Origin of the sequence: Mycolicibacterium iranicum (assembly GCF_002101705.1) — a bacterium.
GTDB lineage: Bacteria > Actinomycetota > Actinomycetes > Mycobacteriales > Mycobacteriaceae > Mycobacterium > Mycobacterium iranicum.
Map to the genome: position 1 here is coordinate 316137 of NZ_LQPC01000047.1, position 22720 is coordinate 338856.

Consider the following 22720-nt stretch of genomic DNA (forward strand, 5'->3'; position numbering starts at 1 on the left):
AGATACATCGGTACAAGATCGCGGACGCCACCTTGCTGAGGTCGACGCTATTGCTGAGGTCAGGCGGGCTGAGGGGTCTTTGGTCCTCTATCGGCTGTCGGAAGTCCTCATACCCCGCGGCGCACTGCTGTGGGACGGGACTGTCAGGGCACCATGGCCGGCAACGGAAGGAGCGCGGCAATGACGGCGAGAGCCAGCGATTGTGGCGCGATCATGTCAGGCGCCTGCCCGCCGCTCGAATCCATGGATCCTTCCCTGCGCGAAGGCGTCGAGGTAGCCAGGGATCTGGGCGTGGACCCAGCTACCGGCCTCAGCGCAGCGCAGGCTGCGCGGAGATTGGATACCGACGGTCCCAACGAACTCGAATCCGAACCGCCGGTGCCGCTGTGGCGAAAGATCATGTCGCAGTTCCGCGATCCATTCGTCTACCTCCTCCTGGCTGCCGCGTCGATCGCGCTGCTCGCGTGGGTTGCAGAGGGTGCGCCCGGCGTGCCCATCGACGCTGCGGTCATCGGCGCGGTGATCATGCTCAACGCCGCCATCGGTTTCATCCAGGAGCGTCGTGCCGAGAATGCGGTGGCCGCACTGCAGGCCGTGACTGCTGCACGGTCCACTGTCCTGCGAGACGGTGCGCTGCTGACCATTCCGTCGAGTAAGTTGGTGTGCGGCGACATCATGGTGCTCAGCGAGGGCGATGCCGTCGGGGCCGACGGGCGCCTGCTGACTGCTACAGGGTTGCGGATGTCCGAGGCGGACCTCACCGGGGAGAGTGAGCCCGTCACGAAAAGCCCCGCTGCGCTCAGCGCGGCGGCCTCCCTCGGCGACCGAACGGGAATGGTATACCGGGGCACCGGAGTCGCGCAGGGCGTGGGTCGCGCCGTGGTCACCGGCACGGGCATGTCCACCGAGGTGGGCGCCGTCGCTGCGATGCTCAAAGCCACTAAGGCCGAGCCCAGTCCGCTGCGAAGGGAAATAGCACGGGTCAGCAAGTCCCTCGGTATGGCGGTGATCGTCATTGCGTTGGTCGTCATGATCGTGACCGCGCACGTGAATCGTGTTTCCACGCTTGACCAATTCGTCACCGTGCTGCTTCTCGGCGTATCGCTGGCTGTCGCTGCCGTACCCGAGGGCTTGCCCGCGATCGTGACGGTGGTGCTGGCCCTCGGAGTCGAACGCATGGCCAAGCGGAGCGCGGTCGTCAAGGATCTGCACTCTGTCGAGACACTCGGTTGCGCAACGGTGATCGCGTCCGACAAGACCGGAACACTGACTCAGAACCAGATGACGATCCGACGAGTACACACGGCGTCGGGCACTGTGGAACTGACCGGCATCGGGTACCGGCCGGAGGGCACCGCAGTGGTTGACGGACAACCGCCCGACGATCGTGCGCTGAGAAGGGAAGCGGCGATGGTGATCGGTGGCGGAGCACTGGCCAACGACGCCCAGTTAGCGCGGCGCGACGAAGAGTGGGAGATCCAAGGCGATCCCACCGAGGCTGCCTTCCTGGTGGCCGCGCACAAGCTCGACGGAACGGTGGAAGCGATCGGACGGTTCCGTCGCCGCTGGGAGGTGCCGTTCACCTCGGACCGAAAGATGATGTCGGCCGTTGTCACCGACGCCGCCTCCGGCGCCACGTTTCTCATCACGAAGGGCGCGCCTGACGTCCTTCTGACGCGGTGCGTCGCGGTCCAGGTGGGTGATCACCCAAGACCGCTGAACGACCACGACGGCGCTGCGATGCTCGCGGGTGTCGAAGCGCTGTCCTCGCAGGCCTTTCGCACCCTGGGGGTGGCATACCGCCGGCTCGGCACTTCGGACACCGTCGAGGTCAGCGAGGCGGATGAGAACGACCTTGTGTTTCTGGGTGTCGTCGGGATCATCGACCCACCCCGCGACGAAGTTCCCGCCGCAGTGGCAGACGCGCGGCGGGCCGGGGTGCGGGTGGTGATGATCACGGGGGATTACCCGACGACGGCCGCGCGCATCGCCCAGGATCTCGGCATTGCCGGACCCGACACGGCGGTCGTCACCGGGACCGACCTGGACGCGACATCACCGGCGCAGTTGTCCGATCTGGCGGTCGACACCTCGGTGTACGCCCGCGTGGCACCGAGGAACAAGTTGCAGATCGTCAGGGCGCTCCAGGCCCAGGGTGAGGTGGTTGCGGTTACCGGCGACGGAGTCAACGACGCGCCGGCGTTGAAGGCGGCGGACATCGGCATAGCGATGGGCACGGGCACGGAGGTCACCAAACAAGCGGCGCACATGATCCTCGGTGACGACAACTTCGCGACGATCGTCGCCGCCGTACGGCAGGGGCGGGTCATCTTTGACGACATCGCCAAGTTCCTGCGCTATCTGCTGTCGTCGAACGTGGGTGAGGTCTTCACCGTCTTCTTCGGGATCTTCTTCGCGGGCGCGCTGGGAATCGCGGGCGCCTCAGGAGGCGAGATCGCGGTGCCCCTGCTTGCCACTCAAATCCTCTGGATCAATCTCGTCACCGATGCCGCGCCCGCATTGGCCATCGGTGTAGACCCCGAGACCGCAGACGTGATGCTACGGACTCCGCGGCGTCTCACCGATCGGATCATCGACCTGCAGATGTGGACCAAGATCATGTTCACCGGCGCCGTGATGGCAGCCGCCACCCTGCTGACGATGGACGCCTTCCTCCCAGGTGGCCTCATCGAGGGTTCGGATTCGCTGGATGTGGCACGCACCGTGGGCTTCACCACTTTGGTTGTCGCCCAACTTTTCAACGCTTTCAACTCCCGATCGGCGACCGCCAGCGCGTTCCGGAACCTGTTCACCAACCGCTGGTTGTGGACGGCGGTGGCGCTGGGTCTGGCGCTGCAGATCGCTGTGGTCCATGTGCCGTTTCTGCAGACCGCGTTCGGTACGGCATCGCTGGACGTAGGGCAGTGGGCTGTCGCCGTGGCGGCTGCCTCGTCGGTGCTGTGGTTCGAGGAGGTTTACAAATTCGCGCTGCGCGCGACCGGAGCTGACCGCCGTTGGTGGCGGAATCGTGACCTAAGGCGTGTGGGGTAGAGGCTTTCGACCCTGCAGCGCCGCGGCGATCAATGGTGGAATGGCATCGCGAGATCAATGGATCTCGTAGGACCGCGTGATGAATCGAGAAGATCATGACTGTTCGGATTCACAGCCGTACCAGACATTTCGCCCGGGTGCTCGGCCCGTTTCTCGCAATCGTCGCAATCGTGGCCGTGATACGCATGCGGGATATGCCCCAATTGCTGTCGGAGTTCACCGCCAGCAGTGTGTGGCCCTGGGTCACGGGGACCTTCGTGCTCCTCGGCGGCGTGGCCATCGTCGCGTCCCACCAGATATGGCGCGGGCCGGCGGCGATCATCGTGTCGGTGCTGGGATGGTTGCTCGTGGTGCGCGGGATCGTGTTGCTGGCTTTCCCCGACGTCCTCGCCTCCCTGGCCGACCGGCTCATCGACGTCGCAGGTGTGTGGATCCCGATGTTGGTGGTGATGGCCGTCATCGGGCTGTACTTGACGTACATAGGTTGGAAGCCGCGACCGGTGGATGCCCACGATCTCGACGTGCACATCAGCGTCGACTATCCGCACGCCGCTTGAACAGCTGCGCTCGTCATCGTGTCCGCAACGAGATGATCGGCAGAAAGAAAGTCCGGTGATCGAGGTGCTGACCGACATGCCTGAGGGCGTGCTGGGCCTGCAGGTATCCGGCCGGCTGCAAGGCGAGGATCTGCGCGGTATCGAGCCGGCGCTTGAACAGATGCTCACGACAGGCGAGATCAGGATCGTCGAGATCATCACGTCCGACTACGAGGGGTTCGGCCGTGGTGGTCTCGTCGAGGACCTGAAATTCGGCCTGGGTTCGGTTGTGAAGCACCATGGGTCCTTCAAACGGATCGCTGTGGTGACCGATAAGGACTGGGTCGCCCACACGCTTCACGCCCTGGCGTGGATGGTGCCCGGGGAGATCGCCCTGTTCGGCCTCGACGACATCGATCGTGCGAAGAAATGGGCGGCGGACTGAGGACGTCGGCGGTCGGGGCCATTCGGGTCGCCAAGTAGGGACTTTATGCCACAGACCCAATGCCGTTGCGCTGCTTACAGTCACCCCATGACCGATCGCAACGACCAGATGAGCGTCCTGTCCGAGACCGAGTGCTGGCAACTGTTGGCCGATGCCGGGCTGGGGCGGCTGGTCACCAACGCCGACGGCAGGCCCGCGATCTTCCCGGTGAACTTCGCTGTGCAGAACCGCACGGTTCTCTTCCGGACCGCTGAAGGCACCAAGCTGGTCGGCGCCGCGATCAACAACAACGTGCTGTTCGAGGCGGACGGTTATACGTCCGACGAGGGCTGGAGTGTGATCGTCGCGGGCGTTGCACGCTCCCTGCGCAGCGACGAAGAAATCGCCGAGGCCGAACAGGTTGAACTGGTTCCGTGGGTGGCGTCGGAGAAGAAGCATTTCATCCGAATCCGCCCGCGCAACGTCACCGGCCGACGGTTTCAGTTCGCCACCCAGCCCGCCGACATGCTCGCTGCCGAAGATCCCGTGTTGGGATGAAACCACACATCGAACGGAGTCGACGATGACCACTGCGCGACGAGTGAACCAGGATCATCCGCGTAGGGTGTTCCGGGATCGCCGGGAGGCCGGACGGGTTCTCGCCGGACTGCTCGGCGCCTACCGCGGCCGGGGCAACGTGGTGGTCCTCGGGCTGGCCCGCGGTGGGGTACCGGTGGCCTGGGAAGTGGCGGCGGCCCTCGGGGTTCCGTTGGATGGCTTCATTGTTCGCAAATTGGGCGCTCCAGGCCACGACGAATTCGCCATGGGTGCGCTGGCCAGCGGAGGCCGCGTCGTCCTCAACGACGACGTGGTACGCGCCCTGCGCGTGTCTCCTCAGCAGTTACGCGATATCGCCGAGCGCGAGGGCCGCGAACTCCTCCGGCGCGAGGCTGCATACCGCGGAGGTCGACGGCCGCTGGACCTGGCGGGCAAGACGGTAATCCTCGTCGATGACGGTTTGGCCACCGGCTCGAGCATGCTCGCCGCCGTACACGCACTGCGGGAGATGGCCCCTGCCGAGATCGTCGTCGCGGTCCCTGCCGCTCCGGAATCGACGTGCCGCGAGTTCGCCGGAATCGTCGACGACGTCGTCTGCGCGTCGATGCCCACCCCGTTTCTCGCAGTGGGGGAGTCGTTCTGGGATTTCCGGCAGGTCAGCGACGACGACGTACGCGAGCTGCTGACCACGCCAACCACCGGCATGGCCACCGCGCGAATCCGCCTGGCGGAGACACCGGCCGAGATAATCAGCCGCACCGCTGTCGATGCGCCTGCCGGTGTGCCGCCACGGGAGGCGCTCGACGAGCTCATCGGTGACGCTCGTATCGTGCTGATCGGCGAAAGTTCGCACGGCACAGCCGAGTTCTATCAGGCCCGGGCCGAGATCACCAAGTGGCTGATCGAGGAAAAGGGTTTCTGCGGCATTGCCGCCGAGGCGGACTGGCCGGATGCCTACCGGGTCAACCGGTACGTCCGCGGTCTTGGTTCGGACGGGTCCGCCGAGGAGGCCTTGCGCGGTTTCGAGCGATTCCCGGCGTGGATGTGGCGCAACACCGTCGTGCGCGACTTTGTCGGGTGGCTGCACGGCCACAACTCTGCGGCGCGTACGGCGGGGCGGGGTGAGGCCGGCTTCTACGGGTTGGACCTTTACAGCCTGCACCGGTCGATGCGCGAGGTGATCCGATATCTGGAGAACGTCGATCCGGAAGCCGCGCAGCGGGCACGCGAGCGCTATGCGTGCTTCGACCACACCTCTGCCGACGACGGGCAGGCCTACGGTTTTGCCGCGGCGTTCGGCGCCGGGCTGTCCTGCGAGCGTCAGGCAATCGAGCAGCTTGTCGAGATGCAGCGCAACGCAATCGACCATGTGAGACGTGACGGGATCCTCGCCGAAGACGAGAACTTCTACGCGCAGCAGAATGCTCAAACCGTGCGCGATGCCGAGGTGTACTACCGTGCGATGTTCGGCGGCCGAGTCACCTCGTGGAACCTGCGGGACAAGCACATGGCCCAGACCCTGGAGGCGCTGCTGTCCCACCTCGATCGTCGAGGTGGAGCAGAACCTGCACGGATCGTGGTGTGGGCGCACAATTCTCATGTCGGTGATGCCAGGGCCACCGAGGTCGGTTCCGATGGGCAGTTGACACTGGGCCAGCTGGCCCGCGAACGGTATGGCGATGACGCCCGGTTGATCGGATTCACGACGTACAGCGGTACCGTGACGGCAGCCAGCGAATGGGGCGCGGTGGCCGAGCGCAAAGTCGTCCGGCCGGCGCTCAACGGCAGCGTCGAAGAGTTGTTCCACGAAGTCGAGAGGCCCGAATTTCTGGTGTCGCCTCTCATCAGCCGTGCCGCCAAGGAACCTCTCGACGCTGTTCGGCTCGGACGTGCGATCGGGGTCATCTATCTCCCTGCGACAGAACGGCAGAGCCACTACTACCACGTCCGGCCCGGTGACCAGTTCGACGCCATCATCCACATCGACAAGACCACGGCCCTGGAGCCGCTGGAGGCCACCAGCCTGTGGGTCGCCGGCGAGACACCCGAAACGTATCCGTCGGGGCTATGAGACATTCGGCCGTTGTCACGTTGACGATGAATCCGGCCCTCGACGTCACCGCCGATGCCGACCAGGTCCTTCCTACCGAGAAAATCCGTTGTCGCGCAGAGAGATACGACGCCGGTGGCGGCGGTATCAATGTCGCGCGCTTCATCCACGCCTTGGGTGAGCCGGTCTCGGCGGTGTTCGCGGCGGGCGGATCCACGGGTAGCCGTGTGATCGATCTGGTGAATGCTGCCGGGGTACCCAACACGCCGGTCCCAATCGGCGGCTCAACCCGCGAGAGCTTCACCGTCAACGAGCGCACAACCGGCAGACAGTATCGATTCGTGCTTCCCGGTCCCGTCGTCAACGCGGCCGAGCAGGATCAGTGTCTCGACGCACTGCGGCGAGCTGCGGCATCGGCTCGGTTCGTGGTGGCCAGCGGGAGCCTGCCCCCCGGGGTGCGGCCCGATTTCTATCAGTGCGTTGCCGATGTGTGTCGGCGGGCGGACGCCCGCCTGATCCTCGACGCCTCCGGTGGCGGACTGACCCACGTCACGTCGGGAGTGCGCGTGCTCAAGCCGAGCGTTCGGGAACTGCGCGAATGCATCGGCCGGCCCCTGGACACCGAAGCAGAGCAGATCGCGGCGGCCCGCGAGCTGATTGCGCGCGGGATGACGGACGCGGTCGTCGTGTCGCTGGGCTCGCAGGGCGCTCTGGTCGTGGAGTCCTCGCGTAGCGAACGTGTTCCGGCGATCGCTGCGAATACCGTCAGCGGTGTGGGTGCCGGTGACGCGATGGTCGCGGGAATGGTGGTGGGACTGTTGCGGGGGTGGGCGTTGGGTCGCGCCGTTGGGTACGGAACCGCCGCCGCGGCGGCAAAGTTGCAGACCCCGGGCACGTCCGCGTTTAGCCTGACCGACGTTGATCGTTTGTTCGGTAACTCGGTAAAGACTGGATCAGAAAGCGTCATTATTTCGTCATAATTTACGCGTTTTTTTTCGCATCACGAACTGTCTAGTGGCACGATGGTCGTGTGACCGGCGAGGTCGGACCGGACGTTGACATCGGCATGCGTCCGCTGCGGGACACCTTGTCTCAGCTGCGGCTTCGGGAGCTGCTCAACGAGGTGCAGGAGCGCGTCGAGCAGATTGTCGAAGGACGGGATCGGCTCGACGGCCTTCTGGATGCCATGCTGGTCGTCACCTCCGGTCTGGAGCTCGACGAGACGCTACGCACCATTGTCCGGACCGCGATCGAGCTGGTCGACGCCCAGTACGGGGCCCTGGGGGTGCGAGGCCACGACCACGAGCTTGTCGAGTTCATCTACCAGGGGATCGACGAAGCCACCAGGGATCAGATCGGTCATCTTCCCGAGGGGCGGGGAGTGCTGGGCGTGCTAATCGACGATCCGAAGCCGATTAGGCTGGATCAGATCTCGAAACATGCTGCGTCAGTCGGGTTTCCGCGCAACCACCCGCCGATGCGAACGTTTCTGGGGGTGCCGGTGCGCATCCGCGACGAAGTGTTCGGCAATTTGTATCTGACCGAGAAAGCGGGCGGCCAGCCGTTCAGTGAGGACGACGAGGTCCTTGTCCAGGCGCTGGCAGCGGCCGCCGGAATCGCCATCGAGAACGCGCGACTCTACGAACAGTCCAAGATGAGGCAGTCCTGGATCGCCGCGACGCGCGATATCGGCACGGAAATGCTCTCCGGCGTCGACCCGTCGCGAGTGTTCCGACTGGTGGCCGATGAATCCCGGCATCTCAGCGGAGCTGAGCTGACACTGGTCGCGGTCCGCACCGACCTTGAGGAGAACAACAACCCGGTCGACGAGCTGGTAGTCGCCGCCACGGCCGGCGACGGATCCGGGGCGGTGGTCACCGCGGTGCCCATCGGCGACGGCGCGATCGGCGAAGTCTTCGCCAGTCAAACTCCGCGTAGCTTCGAGGGGTTGCAGCTGGATGCCGAGAACAGTGCGCGAGGGCCCGCACTGGTCTTACCGTTCCGGGCGACCGGCGCCATCGCCGGCGTCGTGGTCGCTGTGCGGCCGCCGGGAGCACCCCCTTTCAGCGCCGACGAACTCGACATGATGGCGGCGTTCGTGGATCAGGCGGCGCTGGCGTGGCAGCTCGCCACGACCCAGCGGCAGTTGCGGGAACTCGACGTGCTGACCGACCGGGATCGCATCGCCCGGGATTTGCACGACCATGTCATTCAGCGGCTGTTCGCCGTCGGCCTGGCGTTGCAGGGCACGATCCCTCGGGTGCGCGGGGCCGACGTGCAGAATCGGCTTAACGAATGCGTGGACGATCTGCAGCAGGTGATCCAGGAGATTCGCACCGCGATCTTTGATCTGCACGCGGGGCATAACGGCAATACACGGCTCCGTCAGCGGCTCGACGAAGCCATCGCGGCATTCGCGAGCTCCGATGTGCACACGACAGTCAAGTTCTCGGGGCCGCTGTCGGTTGTCGACGCGGTTCTGGCCGACCATGCCGAAGCGGTCGTGCGCGAGGCGGTCAGCAATGCGGTTCGCCACGCTCATGCCACCGCGTTGACCGTCGCCGTCACCGCAGGCGAGGAATTTCGCGTAGAGATCACCGACGACGGCGACGGCATCCCCGTCGATGTGACCGAAAGTGGTTTGAGCAATTTGCGCCGGCGTGCCTCGGAGGCGGGAGGCACGTTCTCCGTTGGACAGGGTTCAGGCGGGGGCACGCAGCTCGTCTGGAGCGCGCCGCTGAAATGATCCCCGGTGGCCTCAGCGGAGCGCGTCGAGGATGGTCGAGTCGGCCAGCAGCCCCTCGGTATACAACTCGAGCGCGGGTTCGATCATGTCATCGGCGTAGTCGCGCAGCACGGCCGCCATATTGTTCGGGGTGGGATGGCGGCGCCGGTACAGCAGGAAACCACCGGTGTTGTTGAGCGCGAGAAACATTGCGCGTCCGCGAGGATTGCGGCTGGGCTTGATCGTTCCGGCGCGCACACCGTCGTCGAGATAGTCGATGGCATTCTCGATCATTCTGTCCAGCAGGCTGCTTCCCAGCTCGCGACCGTCTTCCATGCTGCGCACCAGATAAGCCATCATGGGCGCGAACGACTCGATTCCGGCGATCGCGGCAAGCCACGATGCTGGGTCGTGCGACTGCAGCGCTTCGTCTTTCGAGGCGCGAACGGTCTCGATGATGTAGTCGTCGCAGGCCTTGATCAGGTTGCGTTTAGAGCCGAACAGGTCACGAACGGCACCGGGGCTCAGTCCGGCGGCCGAGGCGATTGCGCGCATCGGCGTCCGAAATCCCTGGGTGCCGAACTTCACTACCGCGGCGTCTCGGACTTGCGCGCGTAGCTGCTCTTCGGCGGCATGAACGGCGATCTTCGCGTCATCGAGGACGGTCATGTCAACAACTCCTCCGGCTCGGAGACGGGTCTCAGTTATGCAGCATCACCCGTGGGCACGCGTCCAATTAGGGTCGTTGGGTCCGCGTCGACGAGACCAAAGTCCTCAATGCGCCTGAGTAGCCGACAAAAGCGAGGTAGCCGCCCGCTGCTGCGAATCCGAGGTGTGCAACCGGCCAGAGTGTGCTGCCTGCCATGCTGAGATCTACGCGGTCGGCCACGAATGTCGGAAACGCGAGCAGCAGGATGCTTCTGATGATCACCAGCCACCCGAACACAGAGATCACCATGGCGGCGGGACTGTGCCACAGCTGGTGAAAGGCGACCACGGTGAGACCAGAGAGAAGACCGACAATGCCGAGCGCCCAGCACCATAGCGCGCTGCCGGTAAGGGCGGCGTACAGAGGCTCCCGGTGCGGTGTGTCAAGGACGGCGGCCGCGCTGGCGATCGCCAAGAACGGCCCCAGCACTCGCGCGAACTGTACGGTGCGGTTCTGGGCTTGAGGCGTGCTTACAGTCATGCCGATCTGCTACTGACTGGATGCGTTCGCCTGAGCGTGGCGTTCGCTGTCGTGCGCCGCTCACGCCGCAACGGTGACATCGACCGACAAAGCCTCGGCAATGGCGTGAGCCGACGCCCAGTCGCCTTCTCGAAGCGTCCGTGCGAAGTCCTCTGCCAGGAAGCTGTGCGCCCCCAACTGGGCCAGCCACGCCGACACAATCGTGGTGATCTCATCCGCTGTGACATGGACGCAGCGTTCGCGATGCAGACGGTCAGTCACGACGTAGACGGTTCGAACCGGTTCCCTACGACGTATCAAGCCGTTGAGCGTCTTCATCGTTCGCTCCTTGTTCTTCGGACCCTTCCATCACATCACCGTCGAACCGATTGCACTAAGGCCGAAGTGCGGGGATAAGTGAGTCTTTGGTCCCATCGATCGTGGGCCCCGCGGGAGCCTTATCGTGGCGCCGCGTGAAGGGCGAGCTTTTCGAGGAACCAGTCGCGGGCAAGTCGAGCGACCTGCTCGAGGGTGCCGGGTTCCTCGAACAGGTGCGTGGCACCGGGTACCACGGCGATGGCACACTCGGCCGACATCGCCTCCCGCGCACGAGAATTCAGTTCGAGCACCATTTCGTCACGGCCGCCGACGATCAACAGGGTCGCGGCCGTGACATCGGCGAGCTTGGCGCCCGCGAGGTCGGGCCGACCGCCGCGCGACACGACAGCCTTGATATCGACGGGCGAGTCTGCCGCGGCCCTCAGCGCGGCGCCTGCGCCCGTGCTCGCGCCGAAGTAGCCAAGGGGCAGGCCGCCGATCTCGGGTCGGCCGGTGAGCCAGACGGTCGCATCGTTCAGGCGGCGTGCCAGCATCTCGATGTCGAAGACGTTGGCACGGTCGGCTTCCTCGGCAGGTGTCAGAAGGTCGAACAGCAGCGTCGCGAATCCCGCCTCGTTCAGAACCTTTGCGACGTAACGGTTGCGCAGGCTGTGGCGGCTGCTACCACTGCCGTGGGCGAAGATGACGGCGCCGCGTGCGTGGTGGGGCACGGTGAGATAGCCCTGGAGTTCAACCAGGCCCGAGGTGAACTGGACGGCGGCATCAAGGCACGTCCGGCGCGAACGATCCAGCAACGCGATCACTTCGTCGTCCGACGTGTGCGGTCGTTGGTGGCGGGTTTCTTCGACCGTCGCGTAGAAAAAGAAGGGCGATGCGTCCGGGCAGACAACGTCATCGGCGTGACCCCGCAGGGCCTCGATGACCTGGGCTGAGCCGGCCGGTGCGGCGACGACGACTCGCGTGGCGCCTCTGCTTCGCGCAAGTCGGCACGCCGCGATGGCGGGTGCGATGTTGACGAGTTCGTCGTCGACGATGACGGCGACTCGATCGAAGAACGGAACGCGTTCGTGAGCGCGGCGATACAACTGCACCTGGCGTTCGAGGTCGGCCCGCTGCGCCTGTTCGACCTCGGCCATCTGTTCGGCGCCGAGCGCGGTCTGCTGAGCCACCCTGTCGTTCACCACGCGAATGCCATCCTCGGCGACGGCGCCGAACGTCACGTCGGGGTCGAACGGCAATGTCAGACTCCGAACGACGAGCACGTCGAGCGGTGCTCCCAGCGCCTCGGCGACCTCGAAGGCTACCGGGACCCCGTCGCGGGGCAACCCGAGCACCACGACATCCGCGCTGCGCAGAGGCGCGAGATACTCAGCCAGCCGACGACCGGTGTGGGCGAGGTGATTCCCGGAAAGCTGCATGTCCGTCAATCTTTCAGTGTGATTCAGCTGCTGTGGAGGGCAAGTCGGCCGCTCTTCGTAGGCATTTAGTTTGCTGGGCTCGGCTGCTCAGCACATCGGATGTTGTCGACCCATCCTGGATCACCGCCTCTGCGAGCTCGGACAGCTTCCAGTGGTGGGTGTGCGCGTAGGAGCGAAGAACGTCGAAGGCCTCGCCGATGCTGAGGCCCGCGCGTTCGGCGATGAGCCCCTTCGCCTGCTCGATCATGAGGCGATGATTGATCGCGTTCTGCAGCTGTTCGACCAGCAGCCTGCGGTGCCTGACGGCTCGGTCGTGAAGAAGCGCGATAGCGGCCACATCCGTTAGAGCCTGTGCAGCCTCGAGGGTTTCGGCGTCAACGGACCGTCTCGCCGTGGTGAATAAGCTCATCCCGCCGATGACTTCGTCCCGTAGCCGCATCGGCAGCGCGTGGATCCCGGTGAAGCCTGCCTGAAGTGCTTCCGACGCGAAGCGGGGCCATCGCGTCACCTCAGTGCTCAGATCACTACAGCTCACCGGTTGACCCGTGCGGAAGCACTCCAGGCAGGGGCCCTCTCTGTTCTGCAGCTGGGACAGCTCGAGAACTCGGGCCTCTTCCGTCGATGCCGCAATCACATTGAGGCTGCCGTGACTGTCGACCAGCAGTATCCCGACGGCATCGACGCCGAGGATCTGTTGGCTGCGCGCAGCGATGAGGTGCATCACCTCGACGAGGTCGAAGTCCGTGACGAGGATGTCGACCAACTCGGTGAAAGTTTGGGCCAGGGATTCCCGAGGCGCGGCGCTCATGGCTCGCCTTGCCCTGAGTCTGCGGCACATTCCGCGGCAAACCGGACACGGCGCTCGACCACCTCCCGGGCCAGTGCTGTCAGAGACATGTCGTGGCTGTAGGCATGGGCTCGCAGTCGCACCAGAGCATCGAGCACGGAAAGTCCAAGCTGCGCGGATACCATCCCTGCTGCCTGGTGTACCTCGGCCCGCCAAAGAGCAGGCGTCTGGCCATTCGAGATCCCACCGTTGGCGGCCGTGTGGATTCCGCTGCGCGCATCGAGTGTCAACAGCAGCGCAGTGTCGGCGTAAACAAGGGCATCGACGAGGTTGTCGCTGCCGAGTTCCCGAGGGATGAAGCTGTACAGATTCAGAGCACCGACGCGTATCGCCCCCAGGGCAAGCGGAAAACTGTGTATCGCTCCGACACCGAGGCGTGCCATGTGGGCCGCGAGCATCGGCCACTGACGCATGCTCGACGATGAGGCCATGTTGTCGGCCAGGATGGGCTGTCCGCTCGACACCGCGTCGAATCCCGGCCCCTCACCCAGCGTCGTTTGCAGCGTGTCGGCTTCTTCGGCCTCGGGCCCGGTGAAGTACACGGGCTCTAGGCATTCCGACCCTGTCGCGAACATGAGGCCGGCGCCGCCCACGGTGAGTGCCTCGACGCACTCAAGGCATGCGTGCGCCGGTGAGATCGGCGTCCTCTCTCGCATCGCCCGCAGGGCGACGGCAGTCCATATCCGCGCGGCGCGATCACTGTCCATCGCTCACCTGCCCCGATCGTGAACTGAAATCTGTTGTGACACTGAATCCTCCGGTCAGCCAGCCGTGCGTCGCGCAGCTGGGGTGACAGTTTCACTCGTCATCGATGACGTGGACAGCCGCCTCTTCTGCCGAGGCGGCACCCCCGCTGAACCCGACGTCGCTGGCGACCAACTCTGCCTCAGCATCCTCGCCGAATCCCATGTCCGGAGCCACGAGTCGGCCTGCCCTCGCCCTTCCCACCTCGCGGCGGGAGGGAAACTCGGCCTCCCGTTCGGCGGCATCCGACCGCTGTTCTTCGTCCTCGTCGTACAGAACATTGAGCCGCGCTCCGGGATCCGCCACGTCCGATGCGGATGTCCGGCTCAGGTACGAACCTTCGGACGGTGAGTAACCCTCATCGAGGACGTCGGCGACACCCCGGTCGATGAGGGTGTCCTCGGGCTGAAGTTGGTTCTCGTCGTCGGTGCTGTACTCGCCCGGGCCGGGCGCGAATGCTGAGGTGTCCATGTCGATAAACGGATCGGTCAGCTACCGGTGCCTGGGTGCATGATTGCTCGTGCCGTGATGGCGTGCTCAGTCATGTTGTGCTCCTCGCCTTTTCGCCGTGGGGGAATATCCAGGCAATTATTGGATTCTGACCCGGGGCATGCCCCCGGCGAAGGGCCTTTCGGCCCTAGGTTCATGACAAACGCCTCCAGTGACATCGGGCGGCCCGACGTAGCGTCGCAACGATCGGCGTGATGCCGTAAGGGAGGCTTACATGTCTGAAGGATCGCCACGTCATGGGATCGTGGTCGGCACCGACGGGTCGGCGTCGGCTTTGAACGCGGTGCGCTGGGCCGCGGGCGAAGCCAAGCTGCGCCACCTCCCGCTCACCATCCTTCACGTCATGGAGGAGGCCAGATGGGCCCAGCAGGCAGGGCAGATACCCGACGAGGTGCTTTCGATAGCGGAAAACGAGGGAAGCGCGGTCATTGCCGAGGCCGTCGCGGCAGCTCGAGGCGAATGTGCCGACGTCGAACTTGAGGTCGAAACAGGTTGTCCACCAGGACAAGCCGTGGGAGTACTCGTCGACTCATCCCGGCAGTCGCACATGCTCGTGGTGGGGTCCCGCGGGCTGGCCGGCAGGCACCGACGCTCGATCGGATCGATAGCTGTCGGCCTGCTGCATCACGCTCACTGCCCGGTAGCCGTTGTCCACGATGAGGCTCCGCCGCAGCCCAATTCGCATCACAAGCCCGTCCTGGTCGGTATCGATGGCTCACGGGCCTCGATGGTTGCCGCGGCAACGGCAATGGAGGAAGCATCGCGACGGGGCGTCGGTTTGCTTGCGCTTCATGTGTGCAAAGACGATGCCGAGTCCGCGTCGATCTCGGGCTCGCGCAGGTCCATACTCGAGGCCGAAGCCGAAGCGTTACTCCGCGATCACCTGCGAGAACTACGGCAACGACACCCGCAAGTAGCCGTGCACATGTTGGTCCGCTTCGCCGCACCGGCCCGTCAGATTCTCAATCAGGCCGAGCGCGCGCAATTGGTCGTCGTGGGCAGTCACGGGCGTGGCGCGCTGACCGGCACGTTGCTGGGCTCGGTCAGCACAACTGTCGCCAAAGACGCGCACGTTCCGGTGCTCGTCACCCGCCACGGCTAGGAACGCGCTTCGACCGCCACCAAGTGGCTTGGCTTCGTGAGAAGCGCGCCCCACGCTTCATCGATCGCGAACCGCACGGCCTCGTCTGTTTCCTGGCCGGGGTCCCCCTGCACTCGCGACACCAGCGCAGTCGCCAGCCGTAGTGGTGCGACGTTATGACGTCGAGCGGTTCCGATGATGTCGAGGAACGCGTCATCGAGGCTGCAATGCGCAAGAGCGACCAGTACACCCTCTGCGGCGCACAGTGTTCGGCGACTGTCGTGGTATGGGCTCCTCCTCAAGACGGGATGCGTCCCCAACGCCATGTCACCCTGCCTTTCTCGCCGACGGGGACGCCGCGGCGCGCGGCTTTTCGGCGCTTGGCCTGGGATAGCGCAGCAATGCCGCGATGCCACCGGTCAGCGCCGTCCCGGCGTCACAGCGCACCACCGCCGAACCCGTCGCAAGCGCGGCGTAGGGAAGGGCCTCGTCAGCCAGGGCGATCCGACGCGGCGCTTCGCCCAGGTCGGACAGCGAATCAGCATCAGCGGCGATAGCGGTCAAGTCCTCTCCGGCGACCACCGTCGCGTTGCCGAGGTCGCCGACAAGGAGGACGTCGACGGCCCCGTCCCGCAGCGCCGTGCAGACGCCGGGCAGTCCCTGAACCGCGAAACCGGATGCCCGGGCGCGTTCTGCTTCGAACCGTGCGACGACAGTATTCACCGCGTCATGCCTACGACGCGCCAACTCCTCATCGATCGCCGTCGCCACATCGTGTTCGGCTGCGCGGCCGCCGCGCGCACCGGCAGGGAGGAACACGACGCGATCTGCGACGCGCTGCGGCAGGGCTGAGGCGACGTCGGTGCGCGCTCGTACTTCACCGCAGACCAGCACCAGTTCCGCATGTGATTCGTCGGCAGCCTTGGTGATTCGCTCGGCGATGGCCCGCACGTTGGTCCGGATCGCCTCGTCGGTGGTGTGTTGAAGGTCGCCATAGCCGTTCCAGCCTGCGGTCGTCGGCGTGTGTACCTGAAAAGCCTGGCCCTCAACGACTTCGGTGTGCACTCCGGCGCCGATGTGCACCGAGAGCTCAGCACCGAGATGGTCCACCGAGGCGAACACGAAGGTTGGTTTGAACGCGCCGAACTCGAAGAGTGGCAACACATAGGGGTAGTCGGACACGCGTAGATGGGTGACAGGCAGCGGGTTGTCCAGCAGTTCGTTCAGTAGCACACCTTCTCGTCCCGCGATGACTGCGCGGCTCTTCGGGCCGACGCCGGGGCGGCTGTGCAGAACCGCCCGCTCGACCGCTCCCACGACGTGCTCGCTCAACCCGCTGTCTTCCAGATGGCGCCGGATCGCCGACCACCGCGACTGCGCCTGTTTCTCGGCATCAGCGGTGTTGCGGGTGTCGTCGACGTACAGCGACACGAATGGCCCCTGTGCGTCGGCAATCCGTCGGAGGCGGTCAGCGTCCATGATGCTCCTCCCGGTCATCGGGGCGGATCCCCGCCTTGGTGTCGGTCCGGACGTCAAACTTGGCGTAGTCAGTGATCCCGAAGCGTTTGAACGTGCGGCTGTGGCGGCTGGACAGCTGCCTCTCCGCCTCCTCGGCGCCGATTATCCGGGGGTTGGTGACGTCGAAGGACGAACCGCCGACGGTGATGGTCGCGTGGTTCTCAGCAACCGCATTGCGCAGCCAATCCACCTCCGTGCCATAGGGAAGAGGAACTATGAAACCGTCAGTGACCCGGTCAGCGACAACCGGCGTCACACGTTTCCTGCCGGAGACGCGCCCGGTGTGGTGGATCGCAGCGGCGTACCAGTGCTTCCGGCCCGCCAACCGCAACATTGCGGGATTGAGGAAGTACTTGTTGAACTGCCGCACCGCATCGGTGACGGCGTTTCCGGTCTTGTTCGGCATCTCCCGATGCTCGTCAAGCTCGCGGTTTGGCGCACAGGGCCAAGCGGACATCGATTCGGTGACCTAAGACCCCAGTCCCACAGCGGGTGACTTTCGTCCCTACCGCCGCGGGATGTGCGTGGAAAACGATGGGTCCGGCCCACTGTTCCCGGAGGTGCGAACATGTCCATGTCGAGCGCGCGGACCGTCCCGACTCAGAGCCAGCTCGACGACGTCGCGTGGCAGTTCCTCCGGTCGGAATTCACCGGCGATGTCTATGCGCAGTGGCCCATCGACCGTCGCCTCGACGTGTTTCTCCTGCATCGCGGGTACCGCCGATTACACGACGACGGATCTGCCTACAGTGCATTGCTTGACCGCGTGATGGCCAATCTGCCTGTCGCGGCCCGCATCGGATTGCTTCCGCCGAAGACCGTGACAGCACCATGACAGTGATCCGCAAGACAGCCGACGACTGGGCGGCCCCGCCGAATTTCGTTGACTACGAGAGGACTCGGGCCGAGTTCACGTGGTCAGCGGCGCCGAACAACTGTACCGGTATGGGTGCCGGACTGTGCAACATCGCCTACGCCGCGATCGACCGGCACGCCGCCGGACCGCAGGCGTCACGGACCGCGCTGCGCTTCGTCTCAGCGTCCGGCGAAGGCGACGCCCTCACGACGAGCGACCTCAGCTATCGCGATCTCGGCCGCCTCACGCGGCAGTTCACCAACGTCTTGCGCTCGATCGGCGTAGGCAAAGGAGAGCGGGTGTTCACTCTGCTCGGACGATGCCCGGAGCTCTACGTCACCATTCTCGGCGCCCTGCGCAACGGCAGTGTGGTCTCACCGCTGTTCTCAGCGTTCGGGCCGGAGCCGGTCGCCACCCGGCTGCGCATCGGCGAGGGGGCTGTCCTGGTCACCACCAAGGCGCTCTATCACCGCAAGATCGCCGGGATCCGGGACAGCTTGACGTCGCTGCGCCACGTGTTCATCATCGACGACCACAGCGATGACGGCGCCGTACCCGGGACGCTGGGCTTCTGGCGCTCGATGGATGCGGCCGCCGATGACGCGCCGATCGAACCCACGACAGCCGACGACCCGGCGCTGCTCCACTTCACCAGTGGCACCACCGGAACCCCCAAGGGCGCTCTCCACGTCCACGGTGCAGTGACGATGCACTACGTGACGGGGTCCTACGCGCTGGATCTCCATGACGACGACATCTACTGGTGCACAGCAGATCCCGGATGGGTGACCGGAATGTCCTACGGTGTCATCGCCCCCCTGGTGCACGGAGTCACCTCGGTGGTCGACGAAGGCGAGTTCGATGCGCAGCGTTGGTACCGCATCCTGGAAACGCAGGGGGTCACGGTGTGGTACACCGCGCCCACAGCGATCAGGATGCTGATCAAAGCCGGAACCGAGATGGTGTCGAACTTCCGGTTCCCGCGGTTGCGCTTCGTTGCCAGCGTCGGTGAACCACTCAATGCGGAGGCGGTCTGGTGGGGGAAACGCGTGCTCGGATTACCGATTCACGACAACTGGTGGCAGACCGAGACGGGCGGCATCATGATCGCCAACACACCGGCTTTCGACATCAAGCCGGGATCCATGGGCCGGCCACTGCCCGGGGTCGAGGCGTTCGTCGTCCACCCTCGCTCGGACGGGTCGGTGGAGGTGCTCGACACTCCCGACGTCGAGGGTGAGCTCGCGTTGAAGCCGACATGGCCATCCATGTTTCGCGGGTATCTTCACGAAGAGCAGCGGTATCGAAAGACCTTCGCTGGCGGGTTCTATCTGACCGGGGACATCGTCAAACGTGACGCCGACGGATACTTCTGGTTCGTCGGACGCGCCGATGACGTCATCAAATCCGCGGGCCACCTGATCGGTCCGTTCGAGGTCGAGAATGCCCTCACCGATCACCCGGCGGTGGCCGAGGCCGCGGTCATCGGCGTGCCTGATCCCACCGTCGGGGAGGTGGTGAAGGCCTTCGTGACGCTCAAGGACCGTTACCGGCCCGACGAAGCCTTAAATCGGGAATTGATGGCCCACGCCCGGAAAAGGCTGGGTGCAGCGGTAGCACCGAAGAGCATCGAAATCGTCGAGTCGTTACCTCACACGCGCAGCGGAAAAATCATGCGCAGGCTACTGAAGTCCAGGGAGCTCGGCCTTCCCGAGGGAGACATTTCCACCATCGAGGCCCCCGGTGGTGGCGGCGTGGAGGCTGTGACGCTGTGATGGATCACGATGTCGCCTACGGACTCCTGGCGGACATGGTCCGCGTCCGCCGGATGGAGGAGAAGTGCGCAGAGTTATACGGCGAGAGTAAGATTCGTGGATTCCTCCACCTCTATGTCGGCCAAGAGGCTGTCGCGGCGGGGTCGCTGCGGGCGCTCGACGCGCAGGACGCCGTCGTCGCGACCTATCGTGAACACGCCCATGCGCTGCTGCACGGAGTGCCCATGACGTCCATCATGGCCGAGATGTTCGGCAAGCAGCAGGGATGTTCGCGGGGACGCGGTGGTTCGATGCATCTGTTCGACGCTGCCCGACGGTTCTACGGCGGAAACGCCATTGTCGCGGGTGGACTGCCGCTCGCGGTCGGCCTGGCACTCGCGGATGCCCAACTGGGGCGTCCCCGCGTCACGGCCTGCTACTTCGGGGACGGCGCCGTTGCCGAAGGCGCGTTCCACGAATCGCTGAACATGGCGGCTCTGTGGCGCCTTCCCGTTCTCTTCTGTTGCGAGAACAACCTTTACGCGATGGGTACCGCCCTGGAGCGTGCACAGTCACAGGTCGATCTGACCGTCAAGGCCGCTGCATACAACGTGCCGACCAGGGCGGTCGACGGTATGGATGTGGCGGAGTGCAAGGCGGTGGCCCAAGAGGCCGTCGACCACATCCGGACAGTAGGTGGACCCTTCTTTGTCGAGTTCCGCACCTACCGATTCCGGGCCCACTCGATGTTCGATCCCGAGCTATACCGGGCCAGAGTCGAAGTCGATGAATGGCGGGGCCGCGACCCGATCCGTACGTTCGCCGATCGAAGCGTGGCAGAGGGGTCGCTGAACTCGGCCGACATTGACGTCATCGAGAGGGCTGTCGATGCCGAGATCGCCGAGGCCGTGGAGTTCGCCGAGGCCGGAACTTGGGAGGACGTCGCCGATCTCGCGAAGGATGTCCTGACGCCGACCGGAGGGCAGACAGGATGAAGACGACCTACCGCGCAGCGGTGCACGACGCGATCCGCGAGGCTCTGCTGTCGGACCCCCGCGTGATGCTGCTGGGAGAAGACGTCGGCCGCTACGGCGGCACGTACGCGGTGTCGAAGGGGTTGCTCGACGAATTCGGCCCTGAGCGGGTGCGCGACACCCCCTTGTCCGAACTGGGCTTCGTGGGAATGGGAATCGGTGCCGCCCTTGGGGGTCTGCGGCCCATCGTCGAGATCATGACCGTGAATTTCAGCTTGCTGGCACTGGACCAGATCGTCAACACGGCGGCGGCGCTGCGCCACATGTCCGGTGGCCAGTTCTCGGTGCCCCTGGTGATCAGGATGGCGACAGGCGCCGGTCGCCAGTTGGCGGCGCAGCATTCCCATAGTCTCGAATGCTGGTATGCCCACATCCCCGGCATCAAGGTCGTCGCCCCGGCGACAGTGGAGGATGCCCACGGCATGCTGGCAGCTGCGTTGGCGGACCCGGATCCGGTGATCGTGTTCGAGCATGTGCAGCTCTACAATACGTCGGTCGACGTGGATGGCTGGCAGCCCGCCGACATCACTCGGGCGGCTGTTCGCCGCCGTGGTTCTGACGCGACGTTGATCACCTACGGGGGATCCCTGCCCAAAACGCTGGACGCCGCCGACGAACTCGCATCCGAGGGTGTGGACTGCGAAGTCATCGACCTGCGAGTGTTGCGGCCACTGGACGTCGAGACGGTCGTCGAGTCTGTTCGCCGGACGCACCGCGCTGTGATTGTCGATGAGGCTTGGCGCTCAGGCAGTCTCGCCGCAGAGATCAGCGCGCAGATCGTCGAACACGCATTCTTTGACCTCGACGCGCCGATCACACGGGTCTGTAGCGCGGAAGTGCCCATACCCTATGCCCGGCACCTCGAAGAGGCGGCGCTCCCACAGCGCGACGACATCACCGCGGCGGTCAGGACCTTGTGCGGGGTGCAGCGGTGATCGAATTTACGATGCCTGCCCTCGGATCAGACATGGATGAGGGAACGCTGAACGAGTGGCTGGTGAAGCCGGGCGACACCGTGACCCGGGGTCAGGTCGTCGCGGTCGTCGAAACCACCAAGGCTGCTGTGGAGGTGGAATGCTGGCATGACGGCACGGTCGAGGAGCTCCTCGTGCCGGTCGGCCAGACTGTATCGGTCGGCACACCGCTGGCGCGACTGTTGGAATCGGGTGAAGCCGCAACACAATCCGCGACGACCGAACACGCAGCGGAACCGGCCGCTGCGCGGCCCGCCGCGGAACCGGCCGCTGCGCGGCCCGTGGCGGAGCCGGCACATCGGCGTTGGGTTTCTCCCGCCGCGCGCCGGCTGGCGGCATCACTGGGTGTCGACCTCGACGGCATCACCGGCAGCGGTCCGCAAGGCGCAGTGACCATCGCCGATGTGGAACACGCCGCGGCCCAGGTATCAGAGCCGTCCCCCCAGCCGGCAGCAGAGCAGCGAGGCGTTGCAATGAGGCGGTCCATAGCGGCCGCCATGGGACGGTCCAAGCGTGAGATCCCGCACTACTACCTGAGCGACGAGATCATGCTGGACACCGCGCTGCGCTGGCTGACCGAACGCAACGCTGCGTGCTCGGTCACCGAACGGGTACTGCCGGCAGCCCTCTACATCAAGGCCGTTGGTATCGCCGCCCGCCGCTTCGACGACCTGAACGGATTCTGGGTCGACGACGAGTTTCGCGCTGCCGGCGGCGTGCACGTCGGCGTCGCGATCTCCTTGCGCGGCGGAGGCCTCGTCGCGCCCGCCCTCCACGACGTTCCGGACAAGAAGCTCGACGCGTTGATGACCGACCTGGCCGACCTCGTGGCTCGCGCCCGCGCGGGGACGCTACGCAGCTCCGAGATGTCCGACCCCACGATCACCGTCACCAACCTCGGAGACCGCAGCGTTGACAGCGTCTACGGCATCATCTATCCACCGCAGGTGGCACTGGTCGGGTTCGGCAAACAGGCGCAGCGCGTGTGCGCGGTAGACGGCGGCATTCGCATCGCCACCACCATGCATGCGACGCTTGCCGCCGATCACCGCGCCAGCGACGGCCATCGTGGTGCGATGTTCCTCGCCGCGATCAACGAAATCCTCCAGCATCCAGAACAACTCGAGAAGTGA

22 protein-coding genes are annotated in these 22720 nt (G+C 65.1%); 13 read left to right on the plus strand and 9 right to left on the minus strand.

What is annotated here, in order from left to right:
• The first annotated feature begins 180 nt into the window (after positions 1–180).
• From AWC12_RS22760 to AWC12_RS22790, 7 genes are all read left to right on the plus strand, one after another.
• Entirely contained in the window at positions 181–3051 is a 2871-nt protein-coding gene (locus AWC12_RS22760) for a cation-translocating P-type ATPase (RefSeq protein ID WP_024449045.1), read from the plus strand.
• A gap of 95 nt (positions 3052–3146) precedes the next feature.
• The gene (locus tag AWC12_RS22765) at positions 3147–3608 is read left to right on the plus strand and encodes a hypothetical protein (protein ID WP_024449046.1); all 462 of its coding nucleotides are present in this window, start codon (positions 3147–3149) and stop codon (positions 3606–3608) included.
• 55 nt (positions 3609–3663) lie between these two features.
• Positions 3664–4032: a SpoIIAA family protein gene (locus AWC12_RS22770; RefSeq protein ID WP_024449047.1), complete on the plus strand. Its 369-nt coding sequence runs from the start codon at positions 3664–3666 to the stop codon at positions 4030–4032.
• A gap of 87 nt (positions 4033–4119) precedes the next feature.
• Complete coding sequence (locus tag AWC12_RS22775; RefSeq protein WP_024449048.1) at positions 4120–4569, plus strand: pyridoxamine 5'-phosphate oxidase family protein; 450 nt, start codon at positions 4120–4122, stop codon at positions 4567–4569.
• Between the two features lie 25 nt (positions 4570–4594).
• Positions 4595–6640, plus strand: coding sequence for an erythromycin esterase family protein (locus tag AWC12_RS22780; RefSeq protein WP_024449049.1), 2046 nt, complete (start codon positions 4595–4597; stop codon positions 6638–6640).
• On the plus strand, positions 6637–7599 hold the full coding sequence (locus tag AWC12_RS22785; protein WP_024449050.1) for a 1-phosphofructokinase family hexose kinase: 963 nt from the start codon (positions 6637–6639) through the stop codon (positions 7597–7599). The genes AWC12_RS22780 and AWC12_RS22785 overlap by 4 nt, the downstream gene beginning before the upstream one ends.
• Before the next feature lie 86 nt (positions 7600–7685).
• Positions 7686–9365 carry a sensor histidine kinase gene (locus AWC12_RS22790; protein ID WP_081660148.1) on the plus strand — a complete coding sequence of 560 codons (1680 nt, stop codon included), beginning with the start codon at positions 7686–7688 and terminating at the stop codon, positions 9363–9365.
• A 12-nt stretch (positions 9366–9377) separates the two neighbouring features.
• On the opposite strand, the gene AWC12_RS22795 is transcribed toward AWC12_RS22790, so the two are convergent.
• From AWC12_RS22795 to AWC12_RS22825, 7 genes are all read right to left on the minus strand, one after another.
• Positions 9378–10013 carry a TetR/AcrR family transcriptional regulator gene (locus AWC12_RS22795; RefSeq protein WP_051226936.1) on the minus strand — a complete coding sequence of 212 codons (636 nt, stop codon included), beginning with the start codon at positions 10011–10013 and terminating at the stop codon, positions 9378–9380.
• 67 nt (positions 10014–10080) lie between these two features.
• Positions 10081–10533, minus strand: coding sequence for a hypothetical protein (locus AWC12_RS22800; RefSeq protein ID WP_051226938.1), 453 nt, complete (start codon positions 10531–10533; stop codon positions 10081–10083).
• 60 nt (positions 10534–10593) lie between these two features.
• On the minus strand, positions 10594–10851 hold the full coding sequence (locus tag AWC12_RS22805; RefSeq protein WP_085177085.1) for an Rv2628 protein family: 258 nt from the start codon (positions 10849–10851) through the stop codon (positions 10594–10596).
• A gap of 119 nt (positions 10852–10970) precedes the next feature.
• Positions 10971–12269 (minus strand): dienelactone hydrolase family protein, encoded by a 1299-nt coding sequence (locus AWC12_RS22810; protein ID WP_085177087.1) that lies wholly within the window; start codon positions 12267–12269, stop codon positions 10971–10973.
• A gap of 13 nt (positions 12270–12282) precedes the next feature.
• Positions 12283–13077 carry a GAF and ANTAR domain-containing protein gene (locus AWC12_RS22815; protein ID WP_085177089.1) on the minus strand — a complete coding sequence of 265 codons (795 nt, stop codon included), beginning with the start codon at positions 13075–13077 and terminating at the stop codon, positions 12283–12285.
• The gene (locus AWC12_RS22820; protein ID WP_085177091.1) at positions 13074–13823 is read right to left on the minus strand and encodes a GAF and ANTAR domain-containing protein; all 750 of its coding nucleotides are present in this window, start codon (positions 13821–13823) and stop codon (positions 13074–13076) included. Before AWC12_RS22820 ends, AWC12_RS22815 begins: the two co-directional genes overlap by 4 nt.
• A gap of 91 nt (positions 13824–13914) precedes the next feature.
• Positions 13915–14331, minus strand: a complete 417-nt coding sequence (locus AWC12_RS22825) for a DUF5709 domain-containing protein (protein WP_085177093.1) — start codon at positions 14329–14331, stop codon at positions 13915–13917.
• Between the two features lie 253 nt (positions 14332–14584).
• Between AWC12_RS22825 and AWC12_RS22830 the strand changes: the two genes are divergently transcribed.
• Positions 14585–15472 (plus strand): universal stress protein, encoded by an 888-nt coding sequence (locus AWC12_RS22830; RefSeq protein ID WP_085177095.1) that lies wholly within the window; start codon positions 14585–14587, stop codon positions 15470–15472.
• Between the two features lie 306 nt (positions 15473–15778).
• On the opposite strand, the gene AWC12_RS22840 is transcribed toward AWC12_RS22830, so the two are convergent.
• Positions 15779–16930: an Rv2629 family ribosome hibernation factor gene (locus AWC12_RS22840; protein WP_085177412.1), complete on the minus strand. Its 1152-nt coding sequence runs from the start codon at positions 16928–16930 to the stop codon at positions 15779–15781.
• A complete protein-coding gene (locus AWC12_RS22845; RefSeq protein WP_110808719.1) occupies positions 16920–17375 on the minus strand; it encodes a nitroreductase/quinone reductase family protein in 456 nt (151 codons plus the stop codon). The genes AWC12_RS22840 and AWC12_RS22845 overlap by 11 nt, the downstream gene beginning before the upstream one ends.
• A 162-nt stretch (positions 17376–17537) precedes the next feature.
• Between AWC12_RS22845 and AWC12_RS22850 the strand changes: the two genes are divergently transcribed.
• From AWC12_RS22850 to AWC12_RS22870, 5 genes are read left to right on the plus strand one after another with little or no spacing between them, the layout of a single operon-like run.
• Positions 17538–17804, plus strand: coding sequence for a hypothetical protein (locus AWC12_RS22850; protein ID WP_085177099.1), 267 nt, complete (start codon positions 17538–17540; stop codon positions 17802–17804).
• Positions 17801–19600 carry an acetate--CoA ligase gene (gene acsA / locus AWC12_RS22855; protein ID WP_085177101.1) on the plus strand — a complete coding sequence of 600 codons (1800 nt, stop codon included), beginning with the start codon at positions 17801–17803 and terminating at the stop codon, positions 19598–19600. The genes AWC12_RS22850 and acsA overlap by 4 nt, the downstream gene beginning before the upstream one ends.
• Positions 19600–20574 (plus strand): pyruvate dehydrogenase (acetyl-transferring) E1 component subunit alpha, encoded by a 975-nt coding sequence (pdhA, locus tag AWC12_RS22860; protein ID WP_036466016.1) that lies wholly within the window; start codon positions 19600–19602, stop codon positions 20572–20574. The genes acsA and pdhA overlap by 1 nt, the downstream gene beginning before the upstream one ends.
• Positions 20571–21548 (plus strand): alpha-ketoacid dehydrogenase subunit beta, encoded by a 978-nt coding sequence (locus AWC12_RS22865; RefSeq protein ID WP_085177103.1) that lies wholly within the window; start codon positions 20571–20573, stop codon positions 21546–21548. Before pdhA ends, AWC12_RS22865 begins: the two co-directional genes overlap by 4 nt.
• Positions 21545–22720, plus strand: coding sequence for a dihydrolipoamide acetyltransferase family protein (locus AWC12_RS22870; RefSeq protein ID WP_085177414.1), 1176 nt, complete (start codon positions 21545–21547; stop codon positions 22718–22720). Before AWC12_RS22865 ends, AWC12_RS22870 begins: the two co-directional genes overlap by 4 nt.